The organism is Nonomuraea sp. B5E05 (assembly GCF_039880665.1).
In the GTDB taxonomy this organism is placed as follows: domain Bacteria; phylum Actinomycetota; class Actinomycetes; order Streptosporangiales; family Streptosporangiaceae; genus Nonomuraea.
The window spans coordinates 299,341-312,691 of the sequence record NZ_JBDPMJ010000005.1; the positions used below are offsets into that span (position 1 = coordinate 299,341).

Consider the following 13,351-nt stretch of genomic DNA (forward strand, 5'->3'; position numbering starts at 1 on the left):
ATGGGCGCGTTCACGTTCGACCCGCTGGCGCTGCTCGCCGGCGCCGTGGCGGGCGGCGGCCTCTTCCTGTTCTGCATCTCCCTGTACGGCCTGCGCCCCCGCCCGCCCCGGCCCAGGCGCCACCTGGTCAAGATGCTGACCACCCGCGCCGCGATCGCCGCCGTGGCCGCCGCCCTGGTCCTGATCGTCACCGGCTGGCCGGTTGTGGCGGTGGGCACGGTGCTGCTCGTGTTCGCCTGGCGCGGGTTGTCGGGCGGCGCGGCCGAGGAGCGCGCCGCCATGCGCCGCCTCGAAGGGCTCGCCGCATGGACCGAGTCGCTGCGCGACACGATCGCCGGGGCGGCCGGGCTCGAACAGGCCATCCCGTCGTCCATCAGGGCCGCCGCGCCCACGCTCAGGCCACACCTGCGGTCCCTGATCGACCGGCTGCACACCAGGATGGCGCTGCCGCAGGCGCTCGCGCTCTTCGCCGACGAGCTCGACGACCCATCGGCCGACCTGGTGGTGGCCGCGCTCATCCTCAACTCCCGGCTGCGCGGTCCCGGCCTGCGCGACGTGCTGGGCGCGCTGGCCGTCTCGGCCCGTGAAGAGCTCGACATGCGCCGCCGCGTCGAGGCCGAGCGCCGCGCCACCCGGCGCAGCGTGCAGATCGTGGTGATCACCGCTCTGGCCTTCGCCGGGATCCTCGTCGTGTTCAACCCCTCCTACGTCGAGGAGTACGACGGCCCTCTCGGCCAGGCCGTGCTCGTGGTCGTGGCGGGGCTGTTCGGGGCCGGGTTCGCCTGGATGCGGCGGCTGGCCAGGTTCGACAAGCCGACGCGGCTGCTCATGGGAGGAGGCGGCGATGGTTGAGGGCGCACTGGCCGGTGCCGTGATCGGGCTCGGCCTGCTCGTACTGTTCAGGGCGCTCTTCCCCGCCCGTCCCGGGCTGGTGGCGCGGCTGCTGGCGCTCGACGCCGTACGCGAGGACACGGGCGCGCCGCGCATCCAGCTCCTGCTGCCCGACGAGGAGGTCAGCGCGTTCCGCCGCGGCCTCGGCGTGCGGCTGGCCCGCCTCTACAGCGCCCGCGGCTGGGAGGTCAGGTCGCTCCGATCGGACCTGGCGCTGGTCGGCCGCTCCTTCGAGGCGTTCCTGGCCACGAAGGTGCTGCTGGCGGCCGGCGGCCTGCTGGCCTTCCCGCTGCTGCTCGGCTGGCTGGTGCTCATGGAGTGGGGCACCTCGCTCGCCATCCCGTTCTGGTCCGCCGTGCTCGTGGCGGTCGTGTTCTTCTTCCTGCCCGACCTACAGGTCAAGAAGGACGCGGCGGCCAAGCGGCGCGATTTCCGGCACGTCGTGGGCGCGTTCCTCGACCTCGTCTCGATGAACCTGGCCGGCGGCCGCGGCGTCCCCGAGGCCCTGATGATGGCCGTCTCGGTCAGCGGCGAGCAGCCCAACTGGGCGATGGGCCGCATCCGCGACGCGCTGGCCGGCGCGAGGATCGTCGGCATCACTCCGTGGCAGGCGCTCGGCCAGCTCGGCGAGGAGATCAACGTCGACGAGCTGCGCGACCTGTCGGCCGCGCTCGGTCTGGTGGCCGACGACGGCGCCAAAGTACGCGCCTCGCTGACGGCCAGGGCGGCCACGCTGCGCCGCCGCGAGCTGGCCGAGATCGAGGGCAGGGCGGGCGAGCGGTCGCAGTCGATGCTCGTGGCCCAGCTCCTGCTCTGCGCCGGTTTTGTGATCTTTCTCAGCTATCCCGCCGCTATGAAGATGTTGGGGGCATGATGAACCATCCCTGGATCATCTATCTGACCGCGTACCTCGGCGTGCGCATCCACCGGGCCAGGACCGCGCCCACCCGCGGGGCGTCCGCCGTCGAATGGGTGATCATCACCGCCATCATCGCCGGCGTCGCGCTCGGCCTGGCCACGCTCATCAAGACCTTGGTCGAGCAGAAGCAGAGCGAGATTCAGGGCACCTTCGGCGGCGGTGGCGGTGATGGCGGCGGAGGCGAATAAGCCGGAGGGCGAGCGCGGCGCCACGGTGATCGAGCTGGCCATGCTGATGCCGGTCATCCTCGCCGTCGTGCTGCTCATCGTGCAGGTCGCGCTCTGGTTCCACGGCCGGCAGGTCGCGGAGGCGGCCGCCAGGGAAGGCGCCCGCGTGGCCAGGTCCGCCCCGTTCGACTCGGGCGACTGGGAGGGCGCGGCCACCACGAAGGCCACCGACGTCGTGCGGGCCATCGGCCCTCAGCTGCTCGGCAACGCCACCGCCACGACGTCCGAGAAGGAGCCCGACGAGCGCTTCGTCACGGTGACCGGCAGCGCCGTACAGGTCATCCCGCTGCTGCCCGAGCTCTCGTTCACGATCACCGCCACCGCGGGCGGGCCCGTCGAGTGCTTCCGCCCCGACAACGGCGGCGAGGACTGCCGATGAGACGGGCCGAACGCGGCTCCATGGCGGTGGAGACGGTGATGCTGGCCCCGGTCTTCCTGCTGTTCCTGCTCTTCCTGGCCGGAGCCGGGGTGCTGGTCGAGGCGCAGGGGCGGGTCAACGGAGCCGCCCGCGACGCCGCCCGAGCGGCGTCCGTGCAGCGCACGCTCGACGACGCCGGGTCCGCGGCCGAGGCCATCACCACGAGCGTGCTCGACGGCCGCTGCCAGTCCTCGTCGGTCTCGCTCGACGGGTCCGAGTGGGAGCAGGGCGGCCACGTCGAGGCCGAGGTGACGTGCGAGCTCGACCTGGCCTTCCTCGGGTTCGGCGGCACCAAGCAACTGACCGGCACCGCGGTGGTGCCACTGGAGCAGTTCAGGAGGGTCGAATGAGGGTCGGCGAGCGGGGGTCCATGTCGGTGTTCACCGTGCTGTTCTCCGTGGTCGTGTTCCTGCTGGCCGGCCTGCTGGTGGACGGCGGGGCGGCGATCAACGCCCGCCTGCGCGCCACTGACGTGGCCGAGCAGGCCGCCAGGGCAGGCGCCGACCAGGTCGACGTCGACCACCTCCGCACGACCGGAGAGACCCGGCTGCTCGGCGACGCCGAGGTGTGCGGCAGGGCCGACGAGATCGTGCAGGCGCACGGCGGCGGCGACGTGACCCGCGGCGAGTGCGCCGTCGAGCAGGGGCAGGCCCAGGTCACGGTCACCGTGACGGTGCGTTGGGAGGCCTTCTTCCTGAGCGCGATCGGGTTCCCCGGCTCCGAGATGACCGGCGAGGCCAGCGCTGCCCCGGAAGCGAGATAGACCGAAACCGACCACTCGATGGATGCGGAACGCACGAGACACGACGCTGGAACAGAGGAGGGAGAGGCGATGCCGCCGCGAGAGCAGACGCGACAGCCCGCGCGTCCACCCGGACGTCACGTGCCCGTGCGCGTCCCGGCCAGGCGCAGCGCCGGCGACGTGCTCGCCGGGCTCGGCGCGCTGGTCGTGCTGGTCGCGCTCGTGGGCGGGGTGCCGTACGCGCTGCTCACCTTCGTCGGCCCGCCGATCGCGCCCGAGCTGCTCGATCTCGGCGTGCTCACCAGCAGGGTCGGGCCGAGCACGATCGTGGCCGTGCTCGTGCTGCTGGTGTGGCTGGCCTGGTTCCAGCTCTTCCTGTGCGTGCTGGTCGAGGTGTACGCCGGGGTGCGCAGGGTCGGCATGCCCGCCCGCGTGCCGCTCTCCGGAGGCATGCAGGTGCTGGCCAACAAGCTGGTCTCGGCCGTGCTGCTGCTGTTCACGGCCGGGGCGATGGTCGCGCCGGTCGCCCAGCTGACGCCGACCCCGGCCGCGCCGCCCGTGACCGCGGTCGCCTACTCCGCGCCGATCGTCGAGCAGGAGCTGGAGCTGGAGACGCGCGGGACCAGGAAGGTGTACGTCGTGCAGCCGCCGCACGGCCGCCACCACGAGAGCCTGTGGGAGATCGCCGAGAAGTGCCTGGGAGACGGCCGCCGATATCCCGAGATCTACCGGCTCAACCAGGCGAAGGAGCAGCCCGACGGCACCCGGCTGCGCATGGCCGACCTGATCAGGCCCGGCTGGGTGCTCGACATGCCGGACGACGCGAAGAACGTGCACGTCGTCCCCGCCGACCAGCCGCGCGAGCAGACGTTGCGCGAGCACCCGGGCAGGGCCGACCCGGGCCCGGGTCGTGGAGACAGGGCGGCCGAGCGCGACGACCGCGCGGACCGCGAGGAGCGGCGGGACCACCAGGAACGCGAGGAGCGCCAGGACCGCGAAGAGCGCGGGACGCCCGGGCACGAGGGCAAACACCGCCAGACCGAGCCGGGCGGGCAGGACGGCCGGCAGCCGATCATCCAGGAGCGCCAGGGCGAGCTGACCGACTACCTCGGCGCCGCCTCGCTGGCCGCGGCCGGGCTGCTGTTCGTGCTTGCCAGGCGGCGCAGGGAGCAGCTGTGGCGGCGCCTTTCCGGCCGCAGGATCGCCCGCCCCCGCGACGACGCCGCCGAGGCCGAGGTGGCGCTCAGGCTCGGCGGCGACGCCCCCGGCGCCCGCATCCTGGACGTCGGGCTGCGGCTGCTCGGCGCCGAGTTGGCCGCGCAGCGCCGCACCCCGCCCACCGTGTACGGCGCGCACCTGTCGCCACGCACGCTCGACCTGTGGATCCATCCGCCGGACAACGACCCGCCCGCGCCCTGGACGGCCCAGGACGGCGGCCAGGTCTGGCGGCTCCCCGCGCACGAGGGGCGGCTGCTGCCGGACCGGAGGAGTGACCTCCACGGCAGCCACGAGCAGGCGGGCGGGGCTCCCTACCCGGGGCTGGTCTCCATCGGCACGGACGCCGGCGGGCGCGTGCTCATCGACCTGGAGGCCGCCCAGGGCCTGATCAACGTGCGCGGCCCGCAGACCACCGCGGCGCTCGCGGCGCTCGCCGTCGAGCTGGCCACCAACCGGTGGTCCGACCGCATGCGCATCACGCTCGTCGGTTTCGGCCAGGAGCTCACCGCGATCGCCCCCGAGCGGATCAGGGCGGTCGGCGGGCTGGCCGAGGTGCTGCCCGAGCTGGAGGCGAACGCGGCCCCGCGCAGAGAGGTGCTGACCGGGCGTATCAGCGGCGGCCACAGCGTCGCCCACTACCTGCTGTCCGCGGTGGCGCCCACGCACGAGGAGGCCAGGCGGCTGGCGCTGCTGGCCCGCCGCGACACCGCCGGTTACGTGGTGGCCGGCGACGTCCCGCACGCCACCTGGACGATGGAGATCGGCGACGACGGCAGGGCCAGGATCGCCGAGCTGGGCTTCGAGGTGGAGGCCCAGCTCCTGCCGCGCCGCCACTACCGCGCGCTGGTCGACCTCTTCCGTACGGCCGACCGGCTCGACGGCGAGGCCATCCCCGAGGCCGAACCGCTGGAAGGGCTGCACCCGCCCGCGGTCGAGATCAGGGTGCTCGGCCCTCTCGAGATCGCCGGCCTGCGCCCCCTGGAGGAAGGCCGGATGGAGCTGGCGGCCGAGCTGCTGGTGTACCTGGCCACGCATCCGGGCGGCGTGCATCCCGCGGTGCTCGGCGGCGTACTGTGGCCGCGCGGCGTGCAGACCACGGTCAGGGACGCCACGATCTCCAGGGTCGCCGCGTGGCTGGGGCCCGACCACCTGCTCACCGACGAGTCCGGCCGGCTGCGGCTGGGGCCCGACGTGCGTACGGACTGGGCGCTGTTCCGCGAGCTCGTACGCCGCTCGCACGGCGACCCGACGGCCATGGCCGTGTTGCTGGAGAAGGCGCTCGGCCTGGTCAGAGGCCCGCTGCTGGCCGGCAGGCCGCCCGGCAGGTACGCCTGGCTGGCGGCGGAAGACCTGGAGTACGACGTGACCGCGGGGGTGGCCGACGCGGCCCACCAGCTCTGCGAGCTCAGGCTCGCCCACGGCCGGCCGGACGCCGCGGTGGCCGCCGTACGCGCGGGCCTGCTGCTGGCGGCCGACGACGAGGGGCTCTGGCGCGACCTGCTGCGGGCCACGCACGCCACCGAGGACATCGTGCGCCTGCGCGCCGTCGTCGAGGGCCTGACCCGCAGGGCGGCCTCCCACCCCTACGGCGGCGGGATGGCCCCGGAGACCGAGGCGTTGATCGAAGAGCTGCTGCCCACGTGGCGCATGCATGTGGTGAGGGAGTCGTCGGCTTGACTTCCTCCCCACGGCTGAAGCCGGGGGATTCCAACCGTCGCCGGTTGGTCTTCCTGCTTCACCGCCAGCCGCCCGCCGGGCTTGCGCCCTTGAGGTCTTACACCGGCTCCACAGGCGTTTCAGCTCTCCGCCAGCCCGGCGGCGAGCACGTTCTTGGCCGCGTTCACGTCCCGGTCGTGGACCGCGCCGCAGGCGCACGTCCACTCCCGGACGTTCAGCGGCATCTCCTCCTGCAGCGTCCCGCACCGCGAGCACAGCCTGGAGGAGGGGAACCAGCGGTCCACAGCCACGAGCGTGCGCCCGTACCAGGCCGCCTTGTACTCCAGCATCGACCGAAGCTCCCGCCAAGAGGTGTCGGAGATGGCGCGGGCCAGACGATGGTTTTTGACCATGTTGCGGACGGTCAGGTCTTCCACGGCGATCACTTGGTTATCGCGAACAAGCCGTGTCGTGACCTTGTGCAGGTGATCCCTTCTGCGGTCGGTGATCCGGGCGTGGACGCGGGCTACCTTCAGGCGGGCCTTGGCCCGGTTGCTGCCACCCTTGGCCTTGCGGGCGAGCGCCCGCTGCGCCTTGGCCAGCTTGCGCCGGTCGCGGCGTTCGTGACGAGGGTTGACGATCTTCTCGCCGGTGGACAGTGTGGCCAGCGCCGTGATCCCGGCGTCGATCCCCACGTTCGCGGCGACAGGTGGCAGCGGGCTGATCTTCTCTTCGACCAGCAGGGACACGAACCAGCGCCCAGCCGCGTCCTTCGACACCGTGACCGTGGACGGCTGCGCACCCTCGGGAATCGGGCGCGACCACACGATGTTCAGCGGCGCGTCCATCTTCGCCAGCGTCAACTGCCCGTCGCGCCACCGGAACGCCGACCGCGTGTACTCAGCCGACGCCCGCGCCTTCTTCTTGCTCTTGAAGGTCGGATACCGGGCCCGTTTGGCGAAGAAATGCGCGAATGCCGCCTGAAGGTGGCGCAGCGCCTGCTGCAACGGCACGGACGACACCTCGAACAGGAAGTCGTAGTCGCCGCTGCGTTTCCACTCGGTCAGCTTCGCCGACGACTCCACGTAGGAGACGCGGCGGCCTTCCATGGTGTAGGCGCGGGTGCGTTGTTCGAGGGCTTTGTTGTAGACGAGGCGGACGCAGCCGAACGTCCGGGCAAGCTCTTCGGCTTGGCCGGGGGTCGGGTAGAAGCGGTACTTGTAGGCCCGCTTCGCGATCTGCGCCACGCGTCACATGGTACCACGCGATCGGCTAAGCATCGTTCGTGTGTTCGGTATGCGGCGCTGTGCCGCGTTTCCTCCCCAGGGCTTAAGCCCGGGGTCTCCACGCTTAAGGAGATTCGATGAGACGAGTCATGGCGGTGCTGGGCGTCTTCGGGCTGGGCGCCGGCGTACTGGCGGGATGCGGACCGGCCGAGCGGCCGTACACGCCCCAGGAGGCCGCTTCGCCCGCGAGCGGGCGGCCGGCCCCGAGCCCGTCGAAGAGCGAGAGCGGCGCCGCTCCTGCCTCAGGGTCCGAAACCCTGAAGATCGGCGGCGACAAGCTGCAGGTGCGGATCGAGTGGCCCGACGACCCCGACCCGCTGCTGAAACTCATCACCGGCTACTACGTCGCCTCCAGGAAGGCGCTCGTCTCCGGAAGCGATCGATACCTGAAGGATCTGGATCTCGAACTCACGGCGGTCCGCGAAGCGTACGACTGGGTGCACGGATACACCGAGGAGGACATGACCGTGAGAGGCGACGCCCGGCTCTACAACCTGCGCGTCGCCGCGCTGGTGGGCAAGGGCGCGCAGGTCAACGCGTGCGTGGACGAGTCGGGGGTGCGCGTGCTGTCCTCGCGTACGGGGGAGGCCGTCGAGCCTCAGCCTGCCTTCGTGCGCGAACCGTACCTGCAGGCCGTGCTCGCGCACCGCGGCGATGACGGGGTGTGGCGGATCAGATCGTTCAGCTATGGCGAGAAAGGGTGCACCCGATGAACCCCATGAGCTCGATCGCCGTCGCCGCGCTGCTGGTGCTGGCGGCCGCGGCAAACCCCGACGACGACGGTGGACGGACGGTGGGCACCCCCATCAATGAGGGCCTCACGAGGGGCCTCAACCTCGCCCACTCGAAGATCGTCGTGTCCGGCGACGGGACCAGGGGCGGTAAGAGCGACGGTTACGTGCTCAAGCGCCCATGCTGGTACGAGCCCGGCTTGGACGCGAACGAGATGCTCAAGTCGCAGGAAAGCTTGCGGGCCTACTGGTTCAGGTTCACGGAGAACCCCACCGAGGAGAAGTGGCAGGCGTTCCTCAAGCAGTTCGAGGACAAGATCGGAAAGGACGGGCGCTGGTGGGGGCCCGCGTACAACGCCGCTGACCCGAAAGGGCAGGCCTGTTTCGCCAGTCTCGACCCGTTCGTCTTCGTGCCGCCCGGCACCACACCGCCCTCCGGCATCACGATCCAGGAACTGGCCGAGATCGCCAGAGCCGCGCTGACCGTACCCGAGCCCACGGTCAAGCTGAACCCTGACGCCAAGAGCTACGTGAATCTGCCCACCTGGGTGTGGCTGGAGGGCATCGGCCAGCCGCGCAGGTCGGTGACCGCGACGATCCCCGGTGTCATGAGCGCGACCGTGGTCGCCACGCTCGAAAGCATCACGATCGACCCGGGCACCACGAAGGACCGCGCCGAGGTGCACGAGGAGGGGTGCGGGACGTCCGGCAAGCCGTACACCAAGGGCGGCACGTTCTCGTGCGGCGTGCGCTATCTGCGCTCGTCGATCGACCAGCCGCGCGAGGAGTACACGCTGACGGTCTCCACCGTCTGGCCGGTCGAGGTGGTCGACAACGTGGTGCCGGTGCAGTTCGCGCCCGTGGAGGTCGGCGCCACCCGCGACGTGCCGGTGGGGGAGATCCAGAGCAATGTCAAGCCCTGAACCTGTTGTGGCCAGGGGCCGGTACGGGTGCCGGCCCCTGGATTCTCCTGCGGTGAGCCTCTAGAGGAACAGTTCGTCGGCGCTCTCCGCGGTGGCGGCCTTGCGCACCCAGGACTCCAGGGTGTGCAGGTCGGTGCAGGCGAGGATGCGGGCCCGTGCTTCGTCGGGGAGCGAGATGCCCCGGGCCTCCAGGATCAGCAGGACGGCCTTCGCCTCGCCTTCCGCCTTTCCTTCCGCCTTTCCTTCCGCCTTCCCTTCGGCCTTCCCTTGCGCCTTTCCTTCAGCCATTCCTTGGGCCTTACCTTCGGCTCTGCCCTCGGCGAGCCACGCGCGCACCACTGCGCTTCTGGGGTGGTCAGTTGCCATGGCCATCCTGAGCTCCCTGATCACTTTGTCGAGCATGAAGTCGGGCAGACACGAAAGGACGAGGTCAGAATACTCGCTGAACTCTTCGGGCAGCTGCCCCAGTGCCTCGAAGAGGGTCAGAATGTTGCCGAGGCCCGCTTCCGACTGGCCGTGCACGATGGCCGAGACGGTCGCGAGCTCAGGCTGGTCGACGGCCCAGCCGAGATCGATGATCGAAGGGATCCCGTCCGGGCCGATGACGATGGGATGCAGCACCCACCTGGGATGCCCCATCTCGATGGGTTCCGCGCAGCGGCGGGCTGTCCTGGAGTCCTCGCAGAAGACGAGGAGCAGCACGGGACACTTCGTACGCGCCCTGAGCGTGGACAGGTATACGGGCCAGGACCAGCGTTTGCGGGTGTCCGGTTCGCGTTGCACCTCGAGGACCACCGCAGAAACCGGGGTGCCCTCCTTGCAGAGGATCACCACCGAGTCGGCGCGGTATTCGGTGGGCGTGCAGTCCGTGAAATCCGCATTGCCCAATCGCGCCTCGTCGAACGTCGGTACGGAGACGCCCGTCCCGGCCAGCAGCGTGGCGACCAGGGACGGGCGGTTGCGTACGAGCTCGATCAGGTATTCGTGTTCCTGTGTCGGCATGCCGAACACATTACCGAATGTTGTCGACTCATTACCAAGCGTTAGTGCTTTCTCCGGATTCGTGGGCGATCAGCCACTCTTTCACCGTTACGCCGTAGTAGTAGCCGCCATATCCACCGCCGCTGGGCAAGACCCGGTGGCACGGCACGAACGGTGCGATCAGGTTCTGGGCGCAGGCCGAGCCCGCCGCCCTGGCGGCCGTCCTCGGGAGCCCGGCCCGCGCGGCGAGTTCCGCGTACGTGACGGTCGTGCCCGGCCTGACCTCGCGCAACGCGGCGTGGAGCCGCTTGCGGGTGGGCGTGCCGGGCTGCGAGACCGGGATGGCGTCGAGGGCCTCCAGGTCGCCCGCCAGGTAGGCGAGCACGGCTTCCCCGGCAGGGCCGGGACCGTCCGCGACCTCCAGGCCCTCCGACTGGAGGGCGGGTGTGAGGCGGGCGTACATCTCCTTGGGTTCGGCGGTGAAGCCGGCCGCGACCAGCACCGTCTCGCGGGACAGCAGGGACAGCGGGCCCATGGGTGTGGGAACGAGCCTCGCAGTGATCATGATGAGCTCCAGAGGTGCAGGGCGGCGTACGCCCGCCACGGGCGCCACCGCTCGATGTGGTCGTGCGGAATGCCCAGGGCGGCCATGCGCTTGTCGAGCACGAGGTCGCCCACGGGCCAGGCGTCGGGGTCGCGCAGCGCCCGCAGCGCGACGTAGCTCGCCGTCCACGGGCCGATGCCGGGGACGGCGAGCAGGCCGGCCACCGCGTCGGCGGGGTCCTGGCCTCCGTCGAGGTCGATGCTCCCGTCGGCCAGGCGGGCCGACAGGTCCTTGAGGGTGGCGATCCTGCGGTTCGTCAACCCGAGGCCGGTGAGGTCGGTGTCCAGGAGCCGGGCGGCCGTGGGGAAGAGCCCGCCGGGCGCGGTGGCTCTGGCGACGATGCGGCCGAGCAGGGTGCGGGCGCCCGCCACGGAGATCTGCTGGCCGACGACCGCGCGTACGGCCAGCTCGAACCCGTCGAACGTGCCCGGCACCCGCAGCCCGGGCCGCGCCGCGACGAGCGGGGCGAGTGAGCCCTGGCCGAGGGCCTCCGCGATGGCGCCGGGGTCGGCGTCGAGGTCGAGCAGGCGGCGGCAGCGGCCCACGAGCCGGGTGAGCTGCCGCGTGTCGTCCACCGCCACGTCGAGGGCGACGTGGTCGTGCTGGGCGGTGAGCGTGATCGTTCCGCCGGGCACGGCCCTGGCGTACGACGTGCGGTCCGCCACCTCGAGCCCGGGGATGGCGCGTGAGGCCAGGAAGCCGAACACGCCGTCCGCGTCGTACGGCTCGCGCCGGTGCAGCCGCAGCCGGAGCGTGACCGGCCCGGCGGCGTCGGCGACCCTGGCCGCCACCCGGCCGGCCGTGGCCCGCAGCTCGCTGGGCGTGAAGTCGTACGTCTCCCGCATCGTCGCGTTGAACTGCCGGACGCTGCCGAAGCCCGCCGCGAATGCCACCTCCGTGACCGGCAGGTCCGTCTCGGTGAGCAACTGTTTGGCGAGCAGCAGCCGTTTGGTCCGCGCCACCGCCAGCGGCCCGACACCCAGCTCGGCCACGAACAGCCGGTGCAGGTGGCGCTCGGTGATGTGCAGCCGTCTGGCCAGCCCGGCGACGCCCTGCTCGTCGGCGGCGCCGTCGTCGATCAGCCGCAGCGCCCTGCCTATGAGGTCGCCGCGGATGTCCCAGCCGGGGTCACCGGGGGAGAGCTCGGGACGGCAGCGCTTGCACGGGCGGAACCCGGCCGCCTCCGCCGACGCCGCGTGCCGGTAGAAGCGCACGTTGCGGAACGACGGCGTACGGGCCGGGCAGATCGGGCGGCAGTAGATCCGCGTCGTCGTCACCGCGGTGTAGAAACGCCCGTCGAACCGGGCGTCCCTGGCGGAGACCGCCCGGTAGCAGGAGTCGAAGTCGAGCTCAAGTGGTGACATGTCTCCGACGCTACGCGCCCGCGGGGCACGTCACCCAGCGGAAATCGGACCTCACCGTGGGATCGCAGGTCAGCAGGTCGAAACGGGTGACCGGCGGGAATCGGACCTCGCTGCCGACAGGTTCACGCGGAGCCTGCCGTGACGGTCACGGCTGGTGGCGGAGCGGGGAGAACAGGTACGGCACCCAGCTCAGCGCCATGATCGACGCGCCAAGCCAGAGCGCCGAGCGTACTCCCCACAGCTCGCCCATCGCGCCCGCCAGCAGCCCGCCCAGCCCTATGGCGCTCATCAGCAGCAACCGCATCGTGGCCGTCATCCGGCCGAGCAGGTCGTCGGGGGTGACCCGTTGCCGGAGGCTGACGAGCAGCACGTTGTTGAGCCCGGTGCGGAACGTCAGCACGAACCAGGCCGCCGCGGCCGCCCACATCCACGGCCCGTGCCCGAGGAACGGCAGGACGAGCGAGGCGGGCGCGGTGGCCAGGCTCGCGAGCCAGGCGGCCCGCCCGGTGCCGAGCCGGCGGCCGAACAGGTGGGCGGCGGACGAGCCCGCCAGCGTCCCGAGCCCGCCGGCGGCGAGGTACGCCCCCAGGACCCACGCGGGATAGCCGAGCTGCTCCACGATGAGCACCGGCAGCAGGACCGAGCAGAGCGGGAACGCCAGGTTCGCCATCGTGCCCTGGATCAGGGCCGCCACGAGCGTGGAGTTGCCGAAGAGGAAGCGTACGCCGGCGCGGATCTGCCGGACGATCGGTTCCCGGTCCTTCGGCGTGCCCACGGCCGGTTCGCGCACGCCGCGCAGCCAGGCGGCCGACCACAGGTAGCTCAGCGCGTCCAGCAGGATCGCCACCGGCGCGCCCGCGGCCTGCACCAGCACCCCGGCCGCACTGCGTCCTCCGATGTCCATCCCCGCGCTGGTGCCGACGAGCAACGAGTTGGCCGCCGTCAGCCGCTCGCGCCCCACGAGGCCGGGCACGAGGCTCAGCTGTGCCACGTCGAACAGCAGCGTGCCCGCCCCCACCAGCACCGCCACCGCGTAGAGCTGCTCCATGGACAGCCAGCCGCCCCACCACCCGACCGGCACCGACAGCAGCGCGGCCGCCCTGAGCAGGTCGGTGGCGACCATCACCGGACGCCGCCTGACCCGGTCGACCCAGGCTCCCGCGGGCAGTCCCAGCAGCAGCACGGTGAGCGTTCCGAGCGCCGACAGGAGCCCCACCTCGCCCGCTCCCGCGCCGAGCGCGGTGACGGCGAGCAGGGGCAGCGCGACGTAGCTGATCTGGGAGCCGAACTGGCTGACCGCGCCGGCGACGTACAGGTTGCGGAACGGGCGCAGGCACAGCAGCGGCTGCTCCACCACAGTTGCTGACATGTCGGCAACGATGCTGAAATGT

At 71.6% G+C, this 13,351-nt stretch carries 14 protein-coding genes; 9 read left to right on the forward strand and 5 right to left on the reverse strand.

The features are described 5' to 3' along the window. The 7 genes from ABGB01_RS12355 to ABGB01_RS12385 all read left to right on the forward strand — a co-directional run bounded on the left by ABGB01_RS12355 (position 1) and on the right by ABGB01_RS12385 (position 6,092). Positions 1-852: a type II secretion system F family protein gene (locus ABGB01_RS12355; RefSeq protein ID WP_347617692.1), complete on the forward strand. Its 852-nt coding sequence runs from the start codon at positions 1-3 to the stop codon at positions 850-852. Beyond that, positions 845-1,765 (forward strand): type II secretion system protein, encoded by a 921-nt coding sequence (locus ABGB01_RS12360; RefSeq protein WP_347773385.1) that lies wholly within the window; start codon positions 845-847, stop codon positions 1,763-1,765. Before ABGB01_RS12355 ends, ABGB01_RS12360 begins: the two co-directional genes overlap by 8 nt. After that, the gene (locus ABGB01_RS12365) at positions 1,762-1,998 is read left to right on the forward strand and encodes a hypothetical protein (protein ID WP_246083657.1); all 237 of its coding nucleotides are present in this window, start codon (positions 1,762-1,764) and stop codon (positions 1,996-1,998) included. The genes ABGB01_RS12360 and ABGB01_RS12365 overlap by 4 nt, the downstream gene beginning before the upstream one ends. Then, complete coding sequence (locus ABGB01_RS12370; RefSeq protein WP_347773387.1) at positions 1,979-2,416, forward strand: TadE family protein; 438 nt, start codon at positions 1,979-1,981, stop codon at positions 2,414-2,416. Before ABGB01_RS12365 ends, ABGB01_RS12370 begins: the two co-directional genes overlap by 20 nt. Further along, positions 2,413-2,805 (forward strand): TadE/TadG family type IV pilus assembly protein, encoded by a 393-nt coding sequence (locus ABGB01_RS12375; RefSeq protein WP_347773389.1) that lies wholly within the window; start codon positions 2,413-2,415, stop codon positions 2,803-2,805. Before ABGB01_RS12370 ends, ABGB01_RS12375 begins: the two co-directional genes overlap by 4 nt. Next, on the forward strand, positions 2,802-3,218 hold the full coding sequence (locus ABGB01_RS12380) for a Tad domain-containing protein (RefSeq protein ID WP_347773390.1): 417 nt from the start codon (positions 2,802-2,804) through the stop codon (positions 3,216-3,218). The genes ABGB01_RS12375 and ABGB01_RS12380 overlap by 4 nt, the downstream gene beginning before the upstream one ends. 120 nt (positions 3,219-3,338) lie before the next feature. Beyond that, the gene (locus tag ABGB01_RS12385) at positions 3,339-6,092 is read left to right on the forward strand and encodes a BTAD domain-containing putative transcriptional regulator (RefSeq protein WP_347773392.1); all 2,754 of its coding nucleotides are present in this window, start codon (positions 3,339-3,341) and stop codon (positions 6,090-6,092) included. Positions 6,093-6,211: 119 nt separating this feature from the next. Here ABGB01_RS12385 and ABGB01_RS12390 read toward each other — a convergent pair whose 3' ends face one another. Then, complete coding sequence (locus ABGB01_RS12390) at positions 6,212-7,318, reverse strand: RNA-guided endonuclease TnpB family protein (RefSeq protein WP_347773393.1); 1,107 nt, start codon at positions 7,316-7,318, stop codon at positions 6,212-6,214. Positions 7,319-7,434: 116 nt separating this feature from the next. Here ABGB01_RS12390 and ABGB01_RS12395 point away from each other — a divergent pair, with 116 nt between their 5' ends. Both ABGB01_RS12395 and ABGB01_RS12400 read left to right on the forward strand, forming a co-directional pair. Further along, a complete protein-coding gene (locus ABGB01_RS12395; RefSeq protein ID WP_347773395.1) occupies positions 7,435-8,070 on the forward strand; it encodes a hypothetical protein in 636 nt (211 codons plus the stop codon). Continuing rightward, positions 8,067-9,011, forward strand: a complete 945-nt coding sequence (locus tag ABGB01_RS12400) for a hypothetical protein (protein ID WP_347773397.1) — start codon at positions 8,067-8,069, stop codon at positions 9,009-9,011. Before ABGB01_RS12395 ends, ABGB01_RS12400 begins: the two co-directional genes overlap by 4 nt. Positions 9,012-9,071: 60 nt before the next feature. Here the strand turns inward: ABGB01_RS12400 and ABGB01_RS12405 are convergent, their stop codons facing one another. The 4 genes from ABGB01_RS12405 to ABGB01_RS12420 form a co-directional block, all read right to left on the reverse strand. Beyond that, the gene (locus ABGB01_RS12405; protein WP_347773399.1) at positions 9,072-10,013 is read right to left on the reverse strand and encodes a hypothetical protein; all 942 of its coding nucleotides are present in this window, start codon (positions 10,011-10,013) and stop codon (positions 9,072-9,074) included. A 31-nt stretch (positions 10,014-10,044) separates the two neighbouring features. After that, complete coding sequence (locus ABGB01_RS12410) at positions 10,045-10,557, reverse strand: methylated-DNA--[protein]-cysteine S-methyltransferase (protein WP_347773401.1); 513 nt, start codon at positions 10,555-10,557, stop codon at positions 10,045-10,047. Beyond that, positions 10,554-11,960, reverse strand: coding sequence for an AlkA N-terminal domain-containing protein (locus ABGB01_RS12415; RefSeq protein ID WP_347773403.1), 1,407 nt, complete (start codon positions 11,958-11,960; stop codon positions 10,554-10,556). The genes ABGB01_RS12410 and ABGB01_RS12415 overlap by 4 nt, the downstream gene beginning before the upstream one ends. 145 nt (positions 11,961-12,105) lie before the next feature. Beyond that, positions 12,106-13,329, reverse strand: coding sequence for an MFS transporter (locus ABGB01_RS12420; protein WP_347773405.1), 1,224 nt, complete (start codon positions 13,327-13,329; stop codon positions 12,106-12,108). Positions 13,330-13,351: the final 22 nt, after the last annotated feature.